At 47.0% G+C, this 19,413-nt stretch carries 15 protein-coding genes; all 15 read right to left on the reverse strand.

Annotated features, from left to right (window positions below):
- Nucleotides 1-31 precede the first annotated feature (31 nt).
- The 15 genes from AAV35_RS06865 to pnp all read right to left on the reverse strand — a co-directional run bounded on the left by AAV35_RS06865 (nt 32) and on the right by pnp (nt 19,311).
- Nucleotides 32-925, reverse strand: coding sequence for a helix-turn-helix domain-containing protein (locus AAV35_RS06865; RefSeq protein WP_008587780.1), 894 nt, complete (start codon nt 923-925; stop codon nt 32-34).
- A 15-nt stretch (nt 926-940) separates the two neighbouring features.
- A complete protein-coding gene (locus AAV35_RS06870; RefSeq protein WP_008587782.1) occupies nt 941-1,744 on the reverse strand; it encodes a DUF3388 domain-containing protein in 804 nt (267 codons plus the stop codon).
- 161 nt (nt 1,745-1,905) lie between these two features.
- Nucleotides 1,906-2,601 carry an elongation factor P 5-aminopentanone reductase gene (gene ymfI, locus AAV35_RS06875; RefSeq protein WP_008587784.1) on the reverse strand — a complete coding sequence of 232 codons (696 nt, stop codon included), beginning with the start codon at nt 2,599-2,601 and terminating at the stop codon, nt 1,906-1,908.
- Nucleotides 2,598-3,884 carry an EF-P 5-aminopentanol modification-associated protein YfmH gene (yfmH, locus tag AAV35_RS06880; protein ID WP_008587786.1) on the reverse strand — a complete coding sequence of 429 codons (1,287 nt, stop codon included), beginning with the start codon at nt 3,882-3,884 and terminating at the stop codon, nt 2,598-2,600. The genes ymfI and yfmH overlap by 4 nt, the downstream gene beginning before the upstream one ends.
- Before the next feature lies 1 nt (nt 3,885).
- Complete coding sequence (gene yfmF / locus AAV35_RS06885) at nt 3,886-5,169, reverse strand: EF-P 5-aminopentanol modification-associated protein YfmF (protein WP_008587790.1); 1,284 nt, start codon at nt 5,167-5,169, stop codon at nt 3,886-3,888.
- Between the two features lie 107 nt (nt 5,170-5,276).
- Complete coding sequence (locus tag AAV35_RS06890; RefSeq protein WP_008587792.1) at nt 5,277-6,233, reverse strand: ABC transporter permease; 957 nt, start codon at nt 6,231-6,233, stop codon at nt 5,277-5,279.
- Nucleotides 6,234-7,280, reverse strand: a complete 1,047-nt coding sequence (locus AAV35_RS06895; RefSeq protein ID WP_008587794.1) for an ABC transporter permease — start codon at nt 7,278-7,280, stop codon at nt 6,234-6,236.
- On the reverse strand, nt 7,280-8,806 hold the full coding sequence (locus tag AAV35_RS06900) for an ABC transporter ATP-binding protein (RefSeq protein WP_008587795.1): 1,527 nt from the start codon (nt 8,804-8,806) through the stop codon (nt 7,280-7,282). The genes AAV35_RS06895 and AAV35_RS06900 overlap by 1 nt, the downstream gene beginning before the upstream one ends.
- 117 nt (nt 8,807-8,923) lie before the next feature.
- Nucleotides 8,924-10,042 (reverse strand): BMP family lipoprotein, encoded by a 1,119-nt coding sequence (locus AAV35_RS06905; RefSeq protein WP_008587797.1) that lies wholly within the window; start codon nt 10,040-10,042, stop codon nt 8,924-8,926.
- A 108-nt stretch (nt 10,043-10,150) separates the two neighbouring features.
- The gene (locus tag AAV35_RS06910) at nt 10,151-10,876 is read right to left on the reverse strand and encodes a GntR family transcriptional regulator (RefSeq protein ID WP_008587799.1); all 726 of its coding nucleotides are present in this window, start codon (nt 10,874-10,876) and stop codon (nt 10,151-10,153) included.
- A 186-nt stretch (nt 10,877-11,062) separates the two neighbouring features.
- The gene (locus AAV35_RS06915; RefSeq protein ID WP_008587801.1) at nt 11,063-13,279 is read right to left on the reverse strand and encodes a DNA translocase FtsK; all 2,217 of its coding nucleotides are present in this window, start codon (nt 13,277-13,279) and stop codon (nt 11,063-11,065) included.
- A gap of 310 nt (nt 13,280-13,589) precedes the next feature.
- Nucleotides 13,590-14,459: a 4-hydroxy-tetrahydrodipicolinate synthase gene (dapA, locus tag AAV35_RS06920; protein WP_008587803.1), complete on the reverse strand. Its 870-nt coding sequence runs from the start codon at nt 14,457-14,459 to the stop codon at nt 13,590-13,592.
- A 13-nt stretch (nt 14,460-14,472) separates the two neighbouring features.
- Nucleotides 14,473-15,693: an aspartate kinase gene (dapG, locus tag AAV35_RS06925; RefSeq protein ID WP_008587806.1), complete on the reverse strand. Its 1,221-nt coding sequence runs from the start codon at nt 15,691-15,693 to the stop codon at nt 14,473-14,475.
- Nucleotides 15,694-15,718: 25 nt separating this feature from the next.
- A complete protein-coding gene (asd, locus tag AAV35_RS06930) occupies nt 15,719-16,765 on the reverse strand; it encodes an aspartate-semialdehyde dehydrogenase (protein WP_008587808.1) in 1,047 nt (348 codons plus the stop codon).
- Between the two features lie 413 nt (nt 16,766-17,178).
- A complete protein-coding gene (pnp, locus tag AAV35_RS06935; protein WP_008587810.1) occupies nt 17,179-19,311 on the reverse strand; it encodes a polyribonucleotide nucleotidyltransferase in 2,133 nt (710 codons plus the stop codon).
- Between the last annotated feature and the right edge of the window lie 102 nt (nt 19,312-19,413).

Here is a 19,413-nt window from a genome sequence, read left to right on the forward strand (position 1 = left end):
GAAGCTGCCCTGTAAGGGGACAGCTTCTCATTCAGTTGAAGTTGATAAGCAGCTTCTGTGTGGATACCTCAGCAGGGAATTCAAGCTGTTCCCCGTCCACTGTAACTTTGGTTACGGCAGCGTTTCCGGTTTTCAGATATAGCTGATCTTTCCCCGATACGTCAATCTCGAGCGGACTTTCCTCTTCACTGTAAGGAATAGGATCGATAAGACCCTCCCCGTCCTCGGAAGCAGCGGCTTCCAGATAAGCAGTTCCCGAGAGTTCCACTTTCACCTTTTTATCCGAAGCGCCCTTCACGTTGTACGTGTGCTCCGGAAAGTCCCCGCTTCCTTCCTGCTCCAGCTCAACTTCAGTCGTCGGCTCGCCGGTATCTTCTCCGGAGGAGCCATTTTCCAAGTCACCGGAAGCTTCCGATGCTTCGTCATCCGAGGCCTTTTTATCGTCCTGCTTCCCGTTTTTATCTTCGGAAATGACAACTTCATCCTGCGGACCCTCATCGGCAGGGTTCGTTTCATCAGTAGTTGTGATCTGCTGAGTAAAGAAATAAACGATAAAAGCTATCAGAACTACCAGCACCCCGGTTATAACTGCCGGAAGAATTCTGGAGGTGCTGCGGGAACTCCCGCTCCCCGCAGCTGCACGTACCTCTGTTTTTTTGGATCGCGGATAAACAGCGGCACTTCTCTCATCCACGGCGGGCAATTCATTCTCATGCTCATTCATTACCTCTTCCGGGTCGAGACCGACAGCAGAGGCGTACTCCCGAATGAAAGCCCGCGTATAAAATTTCCCCGGAAGAAATTCGAAATTATTATCTTCCATGGCCTGTAAATATTTCTGCTGAATCTTTGTGGAAGATTCAATTTCTTCCTGGGAGAGGCCCTTTGCCTGCCGGGCTTCCTTCAACCTTGAACCAAGTTCCATTCTTTTCACCAACCTTTAAAAATCAAACATATTGAAACCGTCACCGAAATCCCCGAATCCGTGCTGCTTCTGTTTTTCTGCCGTTTCATAGGTGATTTCCTGATCTTCATGACTCCTCAACTCGATAATATAATCGAAGTCATCCATCTTATATTCCGTCTCCTGCACGAATATGTCCGGATGCTCAATCACTTTCATAGCCGGGAGCCTCATGATTTCGCGCACCAGCTGCCAGTGTTCTTCATCAGCACTCCTTGCGGAAACCATCCCGTCAATAATGTACACATTCTCCGGATTGAACTCTTCTTTAATCAACTTGTTGCGCACAGTCTGTTTCAGCAGCGTGCTGGAGAGAAACAGCCATCTTTTATTCGCACTGACACTCGCAGCTACGATCGATTCTGTTTTACCCACTCTCGGCATCCCGCGGATTCCAACCATTTTGTGACCTTCTTTCATAAACAGTTCAGCCATAAAGTCGACAAGAAGCCCGAGATCTTTCCGGACGAACCGGAATGTTTTACGGTCGTCTATATCGCTATGTATATATCTTCCGTGACGAACCGCCAGCCGATCCCTTAATTTGGGTTTTCTCAGTTTTGTTACTTCTATCGTATCCATCGTATGTAATATCGATCGCAGCCGGCTGATCTGCACTTCATCTTTACACAAAAGAAGCATGCCCCGGTGCGAATTTTCCACTCCGTTAATGGTTATGATATTGATGGACATCATGCCGAGTAGTGAAGCAATGTCTCCCAGAAGACCAGGCCGGTTGTATTGAATCTGATATTCGAGATACCATTCCTGTTTTTCCATAATTAGAAGCTCCTCACTGTGCCGGATAATGAGACGGCTTGGACTCACTTACTATCATATATGATTTTCCCCCAATAGGAAAGAATATATGCCACAAAAATGGCAGGAACCAACCGGGGGTTTCTGCCATTTTTCACTATTAAAGATCATGCAAATCGCCATTATTTCCATCCGCCCGAGACATTGAGGATTTCTCCCGTTATATAGGAAGCCTTCTCTCCGAGTAAAAAAGAGGCGGCCGATGCAACTTCTTCCGCCCGCCCCTGCCTTCCGAGCGGAATCTCCTCCTCGATTTCCAGAACGTCCTCGTCACGGAGCAGATGGTTCATTTTTGTATCGATCATCCCGGGAGCGATACCGTTCACCCGGACACCACTCGGACCGACTTCTTTGGCTAACGCGTTGATAAAAGCCCGCTGGGCGCCTTTCACCGAGCTGTAAAGCACTTCCGTACTCGCACCCGTCTCTCCCCAGATCGACGTAATAACGAGGATATTCCCCTGCTTATCCGTTATCATGGAAGGAAGTATGTGTCTCGTAATCTGCCACATCGATTTCACATGTACATGGTGGAGATAATCCATCATTTCCTCTTCGCTGTCCTGAAACAGTCCCTGCAAAGAAATGCCCGCGGCAAACACGACCGCATCCCAGTCCCACGAAAGACCGGAAAGAAAACTGTCGATCCCCTCCGATGAGGACAGGTCACCCTGGACAGAAAAGCTTTCGTCAGGCAAAACAAAATCAGGGGGGGTGGAGTTATAGTGGACGCCGAGAGACCATCCTTCATCGAGAAGTTCCTTACAGATGGCCTTCCCTATGTCCCCGCTTCCTCCGATAACCAGACACTTGTTCATTCCTTTGGTTTCACCTGGAACGTAGTCATCTGACTTTCCTGGATCCAGTTTTCAATAAACTCTTCCATATCCTCTTTTTTCAGTGACTCGATTTCAGGTAATACATTGAACAGGTTCACACCGAGCATGTGGTAATGAGTGTACTGATTCGCGATGAATTCCAGAGAGTTAAGTGCTCTCATGAATTCCCCGATTTTTTTTCGCTTCATTTTCTCGAAATCTTCCGCGCTGATTTTTTCTTCCTTTATGGAAAGCAGCATCTTTTTCAATCTCTTGAGAAAAGCATCAGGCTTGCGGGAGTCCCCTCCAAGAATGGTGAAACCGAATTCTCTTTCCCATTCCGTTTCAAAATGAAAACTGTCATTTACCAGTCCGCTCTGGTACAGCTCATCATAAAATTTCCCGCTCGTGGAAAAATAATGGTCGAGCAGCATATCCGACAGCAGTTCGTTATGCAATATCTCTTCCCCGGACAGACCGTCCACCTGTTCTTTCAGACCTACGTAGGCTTTCGGAGTCGAAACAGCCATTTCAATAGCCTCTTCCGATTTGAACGCGGAGACTGGCTCCCGTGGGAATCTCCGGTTGATTTCGGGTGCTTCCGGAAACTCTTTCCGCTGCTGATTTTCGCGGATGAAATCCATCATCTGTTCAGGTTCGAAATTGCCCGCGATAAACAACACCATGTTCGAAGGATGATAGAACGTTTCATAACAAGTGTACAGATCATCTTTTGTAATGTGCTGGATCGAATCCACTGTACCTGCAATATCGATTTTCACCGGATGCTTATGATACAGACTTCCTATCGTCCCGAAAAATCCTCTCCAGTCAGGCTGGTCATCGTACATGCGGATTTCCTGACTGATGATCCCTTTTTCTTTTTCGACAGACTGTTCGGAAAAATAAGGATCCTGGACAAAATCGACTAACGTTCTGACATTCTCATAGACGTGAGAGGTGGCAGAGAATAAATAGGCGGTTTTCGTGAACGACGTGAACGCGTTCGCCGAAGCCCCGAGTTTCGTAAAATCCTGAAAAACGTCCCTGTCCTCTTTTTCAAACAGCTTATGCTCGAGAAAGTGGGCGATCCCCTCCGGCACGGTTACTTCTTTATCTTCGCCCAGTGGAGTGAACGTCTGATCGATCGACCCGTAGTCCGTAGTGAATATCCCGTATGTTTTCACCATTTCGGGTTTCGACAGTAGAAAAACCTGTAGTCCGTTATCCATTTTTTCTTCGTGTATCGTCTCATTGATCTGATGGAATTCCTGTGTTTTCATTTTAGGCGTCCCCTTTCTCTAAGCTGGTCAGGAAATATACAGTGTCGAGCTCTATCTTCTTCGCAATCCGCACAACATCTTCACGGCTTACTTTTTCCAGACGTTCAAAAAGTTCAGATGCTTCAATCTGTCTGCCACTCAACTGCTGATGGTAAAGAATCTCGATAAGTCCATACGGATGCTCCATCGTTTCTTTAAGCTGGTGAATGATCTGCTGTTTGGCTTCTTCAACATCCTCATTAGTAAAGTCGCCATCTTCTATAGCCTTTTTCTGATCAAGAATGATCGTTTTCGCCTGATCGTAGTCAGCCGGATCGATGCCGCTGAATACGAACATAAGGCCTTTATGACTTTCAAATCTGGAAGCCGCGTAATATGCCAGGCTATGTTTTTCGCGAACGTTCATAAATAATTTCGAACTTGGAAATCCGCCAAATATTCCGTTGAACACCTGAAGTGCATAATAATCTTCTTCTCCAAAGAAGGTGTGGGTACGGAAGCCGATATGGAGTTTCCCCTGACTCATTTCTTCTCTTTCTATGATTTCGCGTGGCTCCTCTACCTGCATATCGCTTACAGTAGTTGCAGGCGCCGGTCCAGCAGCGTGACGTAGGAAATACTCATTAAATAAAGGGATCATTTCTTCCTGTGAGACATCTCCTGTAATGTACACGTCCAGCTCGTCTTTCTGCAGCATATTTTTATAGTAGGAATAAAGTTCTTCATTCGTCAAAGGTTCCAGATCTTCCAGATGGCCCTGCCCATGTACCCCGTAGGCTTCATCCTCACACATGTGATCGAGGAGACGGGTGTTGGCGTAACTCATCTTATCGTCTTTTATGGAACGGATTCTTTGAGCAAGCGTCTCTTTCTCCCGCTTGAATACGGAAGCCGAAAACCCTTCCCCTTCCGATTTCGGATGGAAAAGAACGTCATTCAGGATGTGTAATGCTTTCTTAAGGATGGAGTCTTCGTCTTTCAAGTAACGGTCATTCACAACTTCCATGCGGAACGTAATTACGTGATTTTCCCCTTTTTTCGAGGCGTCTGCACTTAAAGCGGTGCCGTATAAATCCTCCAGAGCCCCCTGAAGTTTACGGGCGGAAGGAAAATTTTCCGTAGCTTTCTCCATAATGCTCGGTAACAGAGCCCGCCTGGTAATCGTTTCTTTCTCAAGAGGAGCTTTCCACTTCACTACGATGGAAACTGTCTTATATTTATTAGTGGGAAGTACGTGCAGGCGGTATCCCTGCTGTTCTTCTGTGTATTGTTTGGCTGTCTTCATTTTCTTCCTCCTATACAACAACGGTAAGTTATTTCTCCCTATCCTATGCTAAATGATGATTATCCAAAAGTAAAAACATATAGCCCGGATAATACCGGGCTATATGTTTAACGACTTCCTTTAATATAAGGTGTGCCCAGAGATTTCGGAGCTTCGGCCCGGCCGATGAACCCTGCCAGCGCTAAAATGGTGAGCGCATAAGGGAGGATCAGCAGAAACACCTGAGGGATATTGGCGAATAACGGCCAGCTCGCCCCGTTAATGCTGATGGCCTGCGCGAATCCGAAGAAAATTGCTGCTCCGAGTGCGCCAAGCGGATGCCATTTCCCGAATATAACGGCAGCAAGGGACATGAAACCCTGACCGACGATAGTAGCCTGGGAAAAAGCCTGAGCTACTGTCAGAGCGTATGCAGCGCCCCCAAGACCACCCATGGCTCCTGAGATCATGACTGCAATATAGCGCATACGGTACACTTTAATACCGTTTGTATCAGCTGCCATAGGGTGCTCCCCTACAGCCCGGAGTCTGAGCCCGAAAGAGGTCTTGAATAAAACGAACCAGCCTAACAGAGCAACAGCGATAGCGAGATACGTGGAGGGATAATTCTCAAAAAACATCCTTCCGAGAACCGGAATATCCGACAGGAACGGCACGTCCCACGTATAGAACGGGTTACTGATGATATCCGTCTGACCGCGGTCATAAAACTCGCGGGTCAGGAACAGTCCGACACCGAGCGCCAGAAAGTTGATCGCCACCCCGCTTACCACCTGGTCTGCCCGGAAAGTTATCGAAGCTACGGCATGAACGAGTGCAAATATTGCCGAGAGTACCATAGCAGCAAGCATCGAAATCCACGGGGTCATTGATCCGAACATATCCGAAAATGTGAGGTTAAACACGATTCCGACGAAAGCACCCATTACCATCAGACCTTCAAGTCCAATGTTGATAATTCCGGAACGTTCACTGAACACCCCGCCTATAGCCGTAAAAATCAGAGGAGCAGCAAATACAAGTGCAGAAGAAACCATTATAGCCAAAGCGTCTAGAAAGTCCATTTATTTACCCTCCTTACTGAATTTCAGGAACACCCAGCGGATAATGTACCCGGATGCCACGAACAGAATAATCAATGCGATTACGATATCTACAAGTTCGGTAGGAACTCCGGCCTCGGTCGGCATATTCAGGGCCCCTATTTTCAGCGTACCGAATAAGATAGCCGCCAATATCACCCCGATGGCCGTATTCGCCCCGAGCAGAGCAACCGCGATTCCGTCGAACCCGATGTTCGTAAATCCGGAACTGACAGATGCGTACTGGAATGTACCGAGTCCTTCCATGGCACCCGCAAGACCCGCAAAACCTCCTGAAATCACCATGGCAACGATAATATTTCTGCCGACTTTCATTCCGGCATATTCCGATGCAAAGGGATTACTTCCGACTGCGCGGAGCTCAAAGCCCCGAGTCGTTTTGTTAAGCAAAAACCACATGGTGAATGCCATTACCAGAGCAACGATAAAACCGTAGTGGATCCGGGAATAGAAAGTCAGTTCTCTCAGCCAGGGAGCAGCTAAAGATGCCGTTTCGGCTACGTTGCTCGTCCGGTCCTCTCCGTCCGTCAGTACACTCCGGATCACAGAGTTGGAAAGATAAAGAGCTATATAGTTCATCATAATGGTTACGATGACTTCGTGGACTCCGAGTTTCGCTTTCAGCAGTCCCGGCACAAAACCCCAGATTCCACCGGCTACAGTGGCTGCGAGCAGAGCAACCAGTACGTGGACGACCGGAGGCATACCAAAAGAAGAACCTATCCAGACAGCTGCCAGCCAGCCCACAATCACCTGTCCTTCCACTCCGATATTCAGAAGGCCGGCTCTCATTGCAAAAGCAACTGCCAGTCCCGAAAGTATGTATGGTGTTACCTGTCTAACCGTCTCACCGAGGAAGTAGGCATCTCCGAACGCCCCGTTCCACATGGCGGCATAACCGGCTACCGGATTGTAGCCGAAAGCCACCATAATAACAGCTCCTGCCAGCAGGCCGAGTAAAACAGATACGATAGGTACGACTATATTAAACGTCCGATTACTGAACATTACGCTTCCCCCTGCTTTTCTGACTTTCTGCCGGCCATCAACAGGCCGAGTTCCTGCTCATCCGTTTCTTCCGGATTAACTTCCTCGATAATTTTACCATCGAACATTACAGCTATACGATCACTGACGTTCAAAATTTCATCAAGTTCAAACGATACGAGCAGAACCGCACGACCTTTGTCTCTCTCTTCGATCAATTTATTGTGTATAAACTCGATCGCTCCTACATCAAGACCCCGTGTCGGCTGCGAAGCGATCAGAAGATCCGGGGAGCGGTCAACTTCCCGTGCAATAATCGCTTTCTGCTGGTTTCCTCCTGAAAGGGAACGGGCTTTCGTGTACTCATCCGGTGTACGGACATCATATTCCTCGATCAGGGATTTCGCTTTTTTATAGATATTCTTGAAATTCAGAATTCCTCTTTTCGAGTTGGGCGCCAGATAATAGCTCTGCATCACCATATTTTCCCCTATCGGAAAGTCCAGAAGAAGTCCGTGTTTGTGCCGGTCCTGAGGAATATGTGCAACCCCTGCTTCCGTCACTTTTCTCGGTTCCAGGTTATAGATGGAACGGTTGTTAAGCGTTATTTCTCCTGAACTGCTTTTCTTCAGTCCCGTAAGTGCTTCCACGAGTTCAGTCTGCCCGTTCCCATCCACACCCGCAACACCGACTATTTCGCCCTGCCTGACGTGAAGGTTCAGATCCTTTACCATTTCCACTCCACGGGAGTCTTTAACTTTGAGATTTTTGACACTTAAAGCATTCTCTCCCGGAGTCGCTTTCGTTTTCTCCGTTTTAAACGTAACTTCTCTTCCTACCATCAGGGAGGCCAGTTCCGTCGCATTCGTATCCTTTACATCCACCGTGCCTATGCCTTTCCCTTTACGGATTATGGTACATTTATCACAAACCTGCATAATTTCTTTCAGTTTGTGGGTGATCAGAATAATCGACTTTCCTTCATTCACAAGGTCTTTCATAATTTGAGTCAATTCTTTAATTTCCTGCGGGGTAAGTACTGCGGTAGGCTCATCCAGAATAAGTATTTCCGCACCCCTGTAGAGCGTTTTCAATATTTCGGCTCTCTGCTGCATACCGACGGAGATATCCCTGATCTTAGCAGTCGCATCCACATTCAACCCGTACTTTTCAGAAAGAGCCTGCACTTCTTTTTCGGCTCTTTTTATGTCGACGGTACCGGCTTTATTAGGTTCACTGCCGAGTACGATGTTCTCAGTGACGGTAAACGTATCAACCAGCATAAAATGCTGGTGTACCATGCCGATCCCGAGAGCGTTCGCAACGTTCGGATCTTCCACATTCACTTCTTTCCCCTGAATCCTGATGCTTCCCTTTTCAGGTTTATAAAGTCCGAACAGAACGTTCATCAGAGTCGATTTCCCTGCTCCATTTTCTCCTAAAAGTGCATGAATCTCCCCTTTTTGTACCTGGAGCGTAATGTCGTCATTTGCTACTATACCCGGAAACTCTTTCCTGATATTAAGCATTTCTATTACGTAGTCCATGAAATCCTCCCCCACTCATGCTTATTTCTATTTCCAGATCATCCAGAGAAGAGTTTCCCTGAATGATCTGAAGATAGAAGGAGGCCGGTCATGGAAACCGACCTCGTAAACTTCCATCTATTTCAGAGAAGAAACATACTCTTCTGTTTCATCACGGGTCATTGGCACTTCGACCTCTCCGTCAATGATTTTTTGTTTCCACTCTTCCACTGTAGATATAATTTCTTCTGTCATAGCTTCTTCATTAGTGCGTGCAAGACTTACACCTTCATCTTCGAGTCCATACTCCACGACTTCCCCTCCAGGGAATTCGCCTTCCATCGCCTGTTTGGAAACGTCCTGAACAGCGATATCGACTCTCTTAACCATAGAAGTCAAAGTAACGTTCGTATCATCGATGGCGCCTTCTTCATGCTGGTCACGGTCTACCCCGATGACCCACACTTTTTCGTCGCCGCCGCGAACGCGGTCTTTCGCTTCAGAGAACACTCCGTTGCCTGTACCTCCGGCTGCGTGATAAATTACATCAGCACCCTGGGAATACATGTTGGAGGCAATCAGTTTACCCTGATCGGCGGAGTTGAAGCTTTCTGCATATTGCACATCGATTTTAATATCGGGATTTACTGTTTTCGCACCGGCACGGAAGCCGGATTCGAATTTGTTGATAAGTTCACTGTCGACACCACCTACAAAACCAAGGTGATCCGATTCGGTTTTATTAGCTGCAGCCACTCCTGCAAGGAAAGATCCCTGATGTTCTTTAAAAGTGATGCTTGCAATATTATCTCCCTCAGCTACTGCATCAACCAGTGAGAAGTTCGTTTCAGGGAATTGCGAAGCTACTTTTTCAACGTCGGGCTGTAAAAGGAAGCCGATACCGAAGATCAGATTGTAATCTTCGCGTACGAGACGGTTCAGGTTTGTGGTATAATCCGCATCACTCTCCGATTGAGCATAGTCATAGCCTTTATTTTCTTCAAGGTTGTTCTCTTTACCGAATTCCTGCAGACCCTCCCAGGCTGACTGGTTGAAAGACTTGTCGTCCACTCCTCCGGTATCCGTAACCATCGCCACGGTGAAGTCACTATTACCGCCTTCACCGGAGCCCTCTTCTTCGGATTTCGAATCGCTGCCGGAACTTTCAGAGCCTCCTCCGCTGTCCGAGGAACCGCAGGCTGCAAGAAAAAGTCCAAACGTAAGTACCAGTGTCAGCAAAAATAACGTACGACGCACAATAATTCCCCCTTAATTTTTTGAACATTCAATCTTCATCAATAAGAAAGGTACATCTACCCCGAAGCCTCACCTCCTTAAAAGATTATATTATACTATTGAAAACCCTTACACTCTCCGGCGCAAAACGTGAAAGCTGAACTTATCTGCCCTGAAGTAGTTTAACGATAGAAGCAGCGGCTCATCATCTGCAGTATAATGCATCTGTTTCAAAAGAAGAAGCGCTTCTTCCGGGTCGGTGTTCAAAACCGGGGAAACTATCTCGTGGTAACCGACAGGCTCAATATACGTCACGGCATAAGCGATCGGTTTCTGAGTATATTCTTCGATCAGCCTGAACATAGAGCCCTTCTCTTTCACATCCTGTAAAGATATGACGCCCTCCGGCAGTTTGTCCACACAATAGACTACCGGTTCCCCGTCTGCAGTCCGGACGCGTTCCAGTTTGGCTATTTTATGTAACTCTTTCGGGTGAAATCTCTCCCGGTCTTCTTCCGTAGGCTCTACGAGATCCGCAGATAAATACTGGGTGCCCGGAGTCATCCCGGAACTTGTAATCATACCGGTAACGCTGTCCAATTCCTCGATTCCGGCTGAAAACATCGGTTTTGGGTTAACGAAAGTGCCCACCCCGTGCCTGCGGGTCACCAGATTATCTTCTTCTAGGATTCTTAATGCTTCTCTTAAAGTCGCACGTGATACGCCCAGTCTTTTTGAAAGCTGAAACTCGGAGGGTAATTTTTCTCTTTCTTTATATACTTCCTCCTGTATATCCTTTTTCAACTGCTCAATCACCTGCAGATAAAGATGTCTCGGATCCTGTTTTATTGCCATATGCGCACCTCCTGCTCCTGGAAATTCGTTTCGAATGTTGGAGATCTGACCTCTGACGTTCGACACATATTATTGAAATAAATATAACACTTTTTTCCCAATAAATAAATACTATTGTTGCAACTTTAATAGTTTTTTGAATTCGAAAGGAATTCCCTCCGATATACTCCATATCGAAGGGGCTTTTTATGATTCCCTGTTTTCCTCATCCACTCCGGAAACCAGAACCGTACGTGGTTTACTGCCCTCGGAAGGTCCCACTATCCCGTTTTCTTCCATTGAATCCACAAGTCGTGCTGCTCTTGTGTAACCTACACGGAATCTTCGTTGAATCATCGAAGCACTTGCACTTTGCATCTCTACTACCATCTGAACGGCTTCCGGATACAATTCGTCGTCCACTTCCTGCTGGACTTCCGTTTCTTCTTCAGGGATCATCTCTTCCTGATATTGCGCTTTCTGCTGTTCCACACAAAAGTCGACGATATTTTCCACTTCCTCGTCAGAAAGGAAAGCTCCCTGTACTCTCGTCGGTTTATTTGCGCCAACCGGCGTAAAGAGCATATCCCCCCGGCCGAGAAGCTTTTCAGCTCCTCCCGAATCAAGGATAGTTCTCGAATCAGTCTGGGACGACACGCTGAAGGCTATTCTCGAAGGGATATTCGCTTTGATCACTCCCGTAATGACATCTACCGATGGACGCTGCGTAGCAATAATCAGATGTATTCCTGCAGCTCTCGCCATCTGAGCCAGTCGCGTTATGGAATCTTCCACTTCATTTGAAGCTACCATCATCAAGTCCGCGAGCTCATCGACGAGAACGACAATGTAAGGAAGCGTAGGCTGGTCATCATCTTCCAGTTCATTATGTTTCTTAATATATTCATTGTACCCTTCGATGTTTCTCGTGCCGCTTTCCGAAAACAGGTCATACCGCCTGTCCATCTCACTTACTACTTTCTTCAGTGCCCGGGATGCTTTTTTCGGATCGGTGACGACCGGTGATAACAGGTGAGGAATGCCGTTGTAGACGTTCAGCTCCACTTTCTTCGGATCGATCATCATCATTTTCACTTCATGTGGCTTGGCACGCATAAGTATACTGGTGATGATACCATTTATACACACGCTTTTCCCACTGCCTGTGGCTCCTGCCACGAGCAGATGGGGCATCTTGTTCAGCTCGGCCATGACAGCTTCCCCGGAGATGTCTCTGCCCAGCGCAAAACCTAATTTCTGATCTTTTTTGAGAGAAGCCGACTCCAGCACCTCTCTGAGTGTGACCATGGAGATCTCCTGGTTCGGGACTTCAATACCGACAGCGGATTTACCCGGAATCGGGGCTTCAATACGTATATCACGGGCAGCCAGTGACAGAGCCAGATCATCGTGCAGGTTAACGATCTTACTTACTTTAACTCCTGTATCGGGATTCACTTCGTATTTCGTGACGGAAGGACCGACATGTACTTTCGTCACTTTCGCCTTCACTCCGAAACTGTCGAAAGTGGCTTCCAATTTCCTGACCGTCTCCTGAATATGGCTTCTGTCTTGACTTTGCGGGGTCCCCTCCGGTGCTTTCAGCAAATCGAAGCCGGGGAGTTCATAATCATGGTTTTCCGTTTCCCCGGTAGCTAACGATACGTCTTTCGTCTCTTCTCCCGTTTCTTTTCCCGATTCCTGAACCGCAGGCACGGGTCTGTTCTTAGTCTGTTCCGTAAAGTCCTGAATAATCGGATGTTCCGTTTCTGTCTCCGGACTTTCCGGCGGAGCAGGTTTCTGCTCCTTACGCTCAGGCTCCACCGATGATTTGGAAGAAGTCTTTTTCTTCTTTCTTCCGGAGACCTTTTTCTTCCACTTTTTGAAAAATTTACTGATTTTCTCTGCAGGCGACCATTCCCTGATCATCATGCTTCCTATGACAATCATAAATACGGAAACTATAATCGAACCCGCCTGTCCAAAAAGAAAGTCAGTTATGCTGTAGAGGACAGCTCCACTGAAACCCCCGCCCATCTCAATGAAGGATACATCGCTTCGATAAATCCCCCAGGTGGCAGAGAACACACCTCCGTTCGACGGGTATAACGCCTGGACGTGCGAAAGAAGCAGTACTCCTGCAACGACAAGGAATGTACCTCCGGGTTTCTTAATGATCGGCCACGACCTCTTAAGCATGACGTATCCGCCAAGCACCAGCAGACCGAGCGGTATCATAAAATACCATAATCCAAAAATCAGCTGGAAAACGAAAGTCAGGAATTTCGGGACTGCTCCCGTTTTGAAAAAGGGCAGTCCGCTCCCAAATATTGCTGTAATAACAAACAGCAGACCGAACAATTCATAACGTATACGATTATTTATCTTTGATTTCTTTTTTCTGTTTCTCTTTCTTTTAGCCATGGAAATCCTCCTACTTTGACGAAAAAACAGGATGCCGTGGTTATCCGGGGCATCCTGGAAGGTTCATTCTATAATTATAGCATATTCCTTTCTTATACACCTATACCCTCCGGTCACAAAAACAGAAGGACTCTGATGAATTTTGCGGAGTGAAACGACTGGAGAATGCTTGAAAATACGTAACGACCGGTCTTTCGAAAAAGACCGGTCGAACATATAATTTCCCTCAACTGACAGATTGGGCACCGGAAATGCTGCAGGTACCGGCAACAGGACGTCAGGGAGATGTTGATGGAGAAGGACAGCCGGGTTACAGGTCGTCCACCAGGTTGTGGATGAATGTTTCTTCCTCCTTTGTAAGAGGCACCATCGGGAGACGTACACCTCCGACATCGAGACCTTTCCTTTTCAAAGCCTCTTTGATCGGTGCCGGCGAAGGAGCTATAAACATCCCTTTGCAGACCGGTACGAGCTTACGATGTATGGCGGCAGCTTTTTTTATATCACCCTGGTCAAATAAATCAAGCATTTCCTGCATCGTTTTACCGGCTACATGAGAAGACACCGACACCACACCACGACCACCGATAGCGTACGTAGGATATGTCAGATGATCATCGCCGGTATAAACGTTAAAATCATCGGAGGCCCCCTCTATGATTTCAGCCATGGCGCTCAGGTCGCCGGTAGCTTCCTTAACGGCTGCGATATTGGGGATTTCGGAGAGCAATACAATAGTCTCCGGATTCAAGCGTACGACTGTGCGACCGGGAACGTTATATACCATTATCGGTACGTCCACTTTCTCAGCAATCGTTTTAAAATGCAGATACAGGCCTTCCTGATTCGGTTTGTTGTAGTAAGGAACGACCAGCATCAGACCGTCGACTCCTGCATTCTGAGCCAGAAGGGACAGTTCCAGAGATTCCTGGGTTCCGTTAGTACCTGAACCGGCAAGGACAGGGACCCGTCCGTCCGCTGCGTAAACGGTCCTTTCCCATACTTTCACTTTCTCATCAAAAGAAAGAGTGGCAGATTCCCCGGTCGTCCCGGCTACCACCAGGCCGTCGCTTCCATTATTAACTAGATGGTCGACAAGTTCATCAATTTTCGGAAAATCCACCTGCCCGAAACTGTCAATCGGAGTTGCCATAGCAGTCAGTACCCGTCCGAAATCCATATTCATCTCCCCTTTATATATCTTCGCTCAGTTGAAATATCGAATGAAGAGCATTAACGGCTTCCTTAATGTCCTCTTCCTTGATCAGCATCCAGATGGTCGTATGAGAGTCTGCGGACTGAAGAATCTGCACTCCGGCACTGCTTAACGTATTAACTATCTTGGAAGTAACACCCGGGACCCCTGAAATTCCGGCCCCTACAGTCGATACTTTGGCACAGTTACGTTTTATTACCGGAGAAAACCCTTCCTGTTCGAAAAGCTCTTTCGCCTTCTCCGTATAAGGTTCGGCAATGGTGAATACAATCGAGTTCGGTGAAATATTGATGAAATCCACCGAGATACCCGCTTCTGCCATCATACCGAAGACTTTTGCCTGAACATTGCCGTTTTCCTCTTCCACCGGAATTTTTATTTGCGTAATTCCCGTCATATGGGCGATACCGGTAACGAGTCTGTCATCGATATCACTGCCATTCTCCCCATCCGTGGAAGCAGAAACGAGCGTGCCCGGTAAGTCCGAATATGTAGACCTTACCCGTAACGGGACTTTTGCGTGCATGGCGATTTCTACAGCTCTCGGATGTATCACTTTGGCTCCCTGATAAGCAAGGTTACTGATCTCATTATACGTAATCTGCTTCATCGTACGGGCCGATTCGACAATTCTCGGATCTGCAGTCATAATACCTTCGACGTCCGTAAAGATATCCACGTATTCTGCATTTAAAGCTGCACCGAGTGCGGCAGCAGTCGTATCACTGCCTCCGCGTCCGAACGTCGTGACATCCCCCTCTTCGGTTTTCCCCTGAAAGCCTGCCACTACTACTACATCTAAATCTTTGAGTTCCTGCAATATTCTGTCCGGTTTCATATCGACTATTTTAGCTTTGGTGAAATCACTGTTAGTGAAGAACCCTGCCTGAGCTCCGGTCAGAGCTGTCGATGAAACACCGGCCTTCGATAATTCATCCGAAAACACGACGGATGATATCACTTCTCCGCAGGACATGAGCAGATCCTGTTCCCTCGAAGACAAAGTTGTATTCGGATGATCCACGAGACTTAACAGAGTATCTGTCGCATAAGGTTCACCTTTTCTCCCCATCGCGGAAACCGCTACTACTACTTTGTATCCTTCTTTCACTGCTTTCTCAATGTGGGACATGGCCCGGGCACGGCTTTCTTCGTCCCGGACCGATGTTCCTCCAAATTTCTGAACTACGATATCCATTCCTTACACCTCTATAGTCATTGGATTACAACCAGTTATTTGTCACGACTCTTTCTGCTATCTGTATGGAGTTCCAGGCCGCGCCTTTGAGTAGATTATCCGAGACGACCCACATGTGAAAACCGTAATCGACATCCGGGTCTTTACGTATCCTTCCGACAAATACATCTTTTTTGCCGGCTGCCGACAGCGGCGTAGGATAATCCTGCTCGGACGGATTGTCCTGAAGTGTCAGACCTTCTCCATTACTGATGACTTTTCTGAAATCACTTACGCTTACTGCTTCTTTATCGATTTCGACATATACACTCTCCGCATGGGAAACCGCAAACGGTAGGCGTACACACGTCGCTGAAACGGGAAGTTTGTCCATATGCATAATCTTCTTCGTTTCGTTGATCATTTTCTTTTCTTCGAAGGTATAGCCGTCTTCTTCGAATACGTCGATTTGCGGCAGAGCGTTAAAAGCTATCGGAAAATGTTTTTCGTCTCCTTTGACAGGAAGTATATTTGTTTCGTACTCTTTCCCGTCGAGCATCGCTCTCGACTGTTCATTCATCTCATCAACCGCATCGTTTCCGGCTCCGGAAACTGCCTGATAAGTAGATACAAGGACCCGTTTCAGTCCATACTTGTCATCAATCGGCTTAAGAGCAGCGACCATTTGAATTGTGGAACAGTTAGGATTCGCTATTATCCCTTTGTTTTCTTTAATATCTTCTTCATTCACTTCCGGTACTACGAGAGGGACTTCCGGGTCCATCCTGTACGCGCTTGTATTATCAATAACAAGAGCACCGCGTTTCACCGCTTCCGGCGCAAGTTTTTTGGAAATCGATCCTCCTGCGGAGAACAATGCGATATCTACATTTTCAAAGCTTTCCGGTTTTGCTTCTTCCACTGTATATTCTTCACCTTTGAAAGAAATTTTTGAACCTGCAGAACGGCTTGAAGACAACAGCTTCAGTTCTTTAACAGGAAAGTCTCTATCTTCCAGTGTTTCGATCATTTTCTGTCCGACCGCTCCGGTAGCACCGAGAACGGCTACATTAACTTTTTTCTGCTCGCTCATAATTATCTTCCTTTCCCTGTAATTGATTTTGAAAATTAATTACAGTCTCACTATTTTGTTATTTTATCACATTCCCTGCTTTCCGTCATAAGGAACAATACTCATTATACCCGGAACAGCAGTGCCGGTCAGCCCTGAAGAAAGTATGGTGACTGCGCGCGAACTGCCGGTAAACCACACATGTAAACTCACACTACCCAATCGTAACCTAATACTTCGCCGGAATGCTAATACAATAGATGAGCCGATTCGGTAACTAACCTTCTCAATGGAGAACTAAGTATATCCTGGAGGCATATTCTCCGATTTCCTCCCGAAAGTTCTGAACTGCTTCGAAAACATGGGAAAAAGCCCGATTGTGCTATAGATTTTTAATTAAAAAAAGGAACTGGAATTATCCAGTTCGCTTTTCTTTACTCCGTCTGCTGTCCTTCTTCACTCTGCTCTTTTTCTTTCTGTTCCACAAGGATCGCTTTTCTGGAAAGGTTTATCCGTCCCTGTCTGTCGATCTCTTTCACTTTTACTGTCAGCGTATCCCCTACATTGGCTACGTCTTCAGTTTTTTTAATGTGTTCTTCCGCCAGCTCGGAGATGTGTACGAGGCCTTCTTTGCCTTTGAACAGTTCCACGAAGGCTCCGAATTTCTCCACCCGTTTCACTGTACCATCATATACTTCTCCCACTTCTACGTCACGAACGATATCTTCGATCACTTTTTTGGCGTTTTCATTCATTTCACTGTTTTGAGAGGAAATGAAAACAGTTCCATCCTGCTCAATATCGATTTTCACTCCTGTTTCTTCGATGATTTTATTGATCTGTTTACCGCTCGGACCAATGACATCACGAATTTTATCAGGGTTGATCGACATTTTCATAATTTTAGGAGCGTAGGAGGACAGTTCACTGCGTGTGGAAGGCATTACTTCAAGCATGTGACCGAGTATGTCCATTCTTCCTTTTTTCGCCTGTTCCAGCGCCTCTTTCAAAATATCTCTTGAAAGACCTTCAATCTTAATGTCCATCTGCAGGGCAGTGACACCCTTTTCGGTACCGGCTACTTTAAAATCCATATCTCCGAGAAAGTCTTCCATTCCCTGAATATCTGTCAGAATCGTATAATCGTCCCCTGATTTCACAAGGCCCATGGCGATACCGGCTACGGGTGCTTTGATCGGCACACCGGCATCCATCATTGCAAGAGTACTGGCACATATACTGGCCTGGGAAGTGGAACCGTTGGATTCAAGCACTTCGGAAACGAGCCGTATAGTGTACGGAAATTCCTCTTCGGATGGAATGACCACTTCAAGCGCTCTTTCCCCCAAAGCTCCGTGGCCGATTTCACGACGGCCCGGACCGCGTATCGGTCCTGTTTCACCGACGGAGAAGTTCGGAAAATTGTAATGGTGCATGAAGCGTTTTGATTCTTCCAGGTCCAGGCCATCCAGAATCTGGACTTCACCCAGTGCCCCAAGTGTACATACGCTGAGCGCCTGGGTCTGACCACGGGTGAACATCCCCGACCCGTGTGTACGTGGCAGCACATCCACTCTTGAGGTAAGAGGTCGGATTTCACGCGGACTTCTGCCGTCAGGTCTTATTTTCTCTTTTGTAATCAGCCTGCGTACCTCGGCTTTTACAATATCGTCAAGGATGGACTTGATCTGACTAATCTCTTCTTCTTCCAATTCCTCTTCGGCGACTTTATCCAGGTAGTCGTTCTTAGCCTTATCGATCGCTTCTTCCCGCGCTTTTTTATCATTAATCTGGATAGCTTCGACTATGGAAGCCGTAGCTTCCCTTTCCGTCTTCTGTTGAAGCTGTTCATCATTTGAAAGAAGTTGCACTTCCATTTTTTCTTTTCCGGCAGCTTTAATGATCTCTTCCTGAAATTCCACCAGGCGTTTAATCTCTTCATGCCCGAACATTATCGCTTCAAGCATATCCGCTTCCGGAACTTCAAGTGCTCCTGCCTCTACCATGTTGACAGCGTCTTTCGTTCCGGCCACTGTTAAATCGATGTCACTCGCTTTCTGCTGTTCGACGGTCGGGTTGATGACGAATTTTCCGTCCACCCGTCCGACGATAACCCCGGCGATCGGTCCCGCGAACGGGAGATCGGAGACACTGAGTGCAATAGAAGAACCTATCATCGCTGCGATTTCGGAGGAACAGTCCTGATCTACACTCATCACAGTGTTGATAACCTGGATATCGTTCCGGAATCCGTCCGGGAACAGCGGTCTGATCGGGCGATCAATCAAACGAGCAGTCAAAACCGCTTTGTCGCTCGGACGCCCTTCGCGCTTAATGAAACCGCCCGGTATTTTCCCTACGGCATATAGACGTTCTTCATAGTTAATAGTCAACGGGAAAAACGGAAGGTCTTTCGGCTCTTTGGAACCGGTCGCTGTGGAAAGAACCGATGTATCACCATAGCTGATCATCGCTGCTCCATTCGCCTGCTTTGCCATTTCACCTATTTCCACCGACAGCTTCTGACCGCCGATATCAATAGAAAACACTTGTTTATTATCTGTCATAGAAGATTGTACTCCTCTCTAATTTGCAATACCGATCAGTGTCACTAAACTTATACTTATAAATATGTAAACATACAGAAAAAGCGGGATCCCTCCCGCTTT

The organism is Salimicrobium jeotgali (genome assembly GCF_001685435.2).
Lineage (GTDB): Bacteria > Bacillota > Bacilli > Bacillales > Halobacillaceae > Salimicrobium > Salimicrobium album.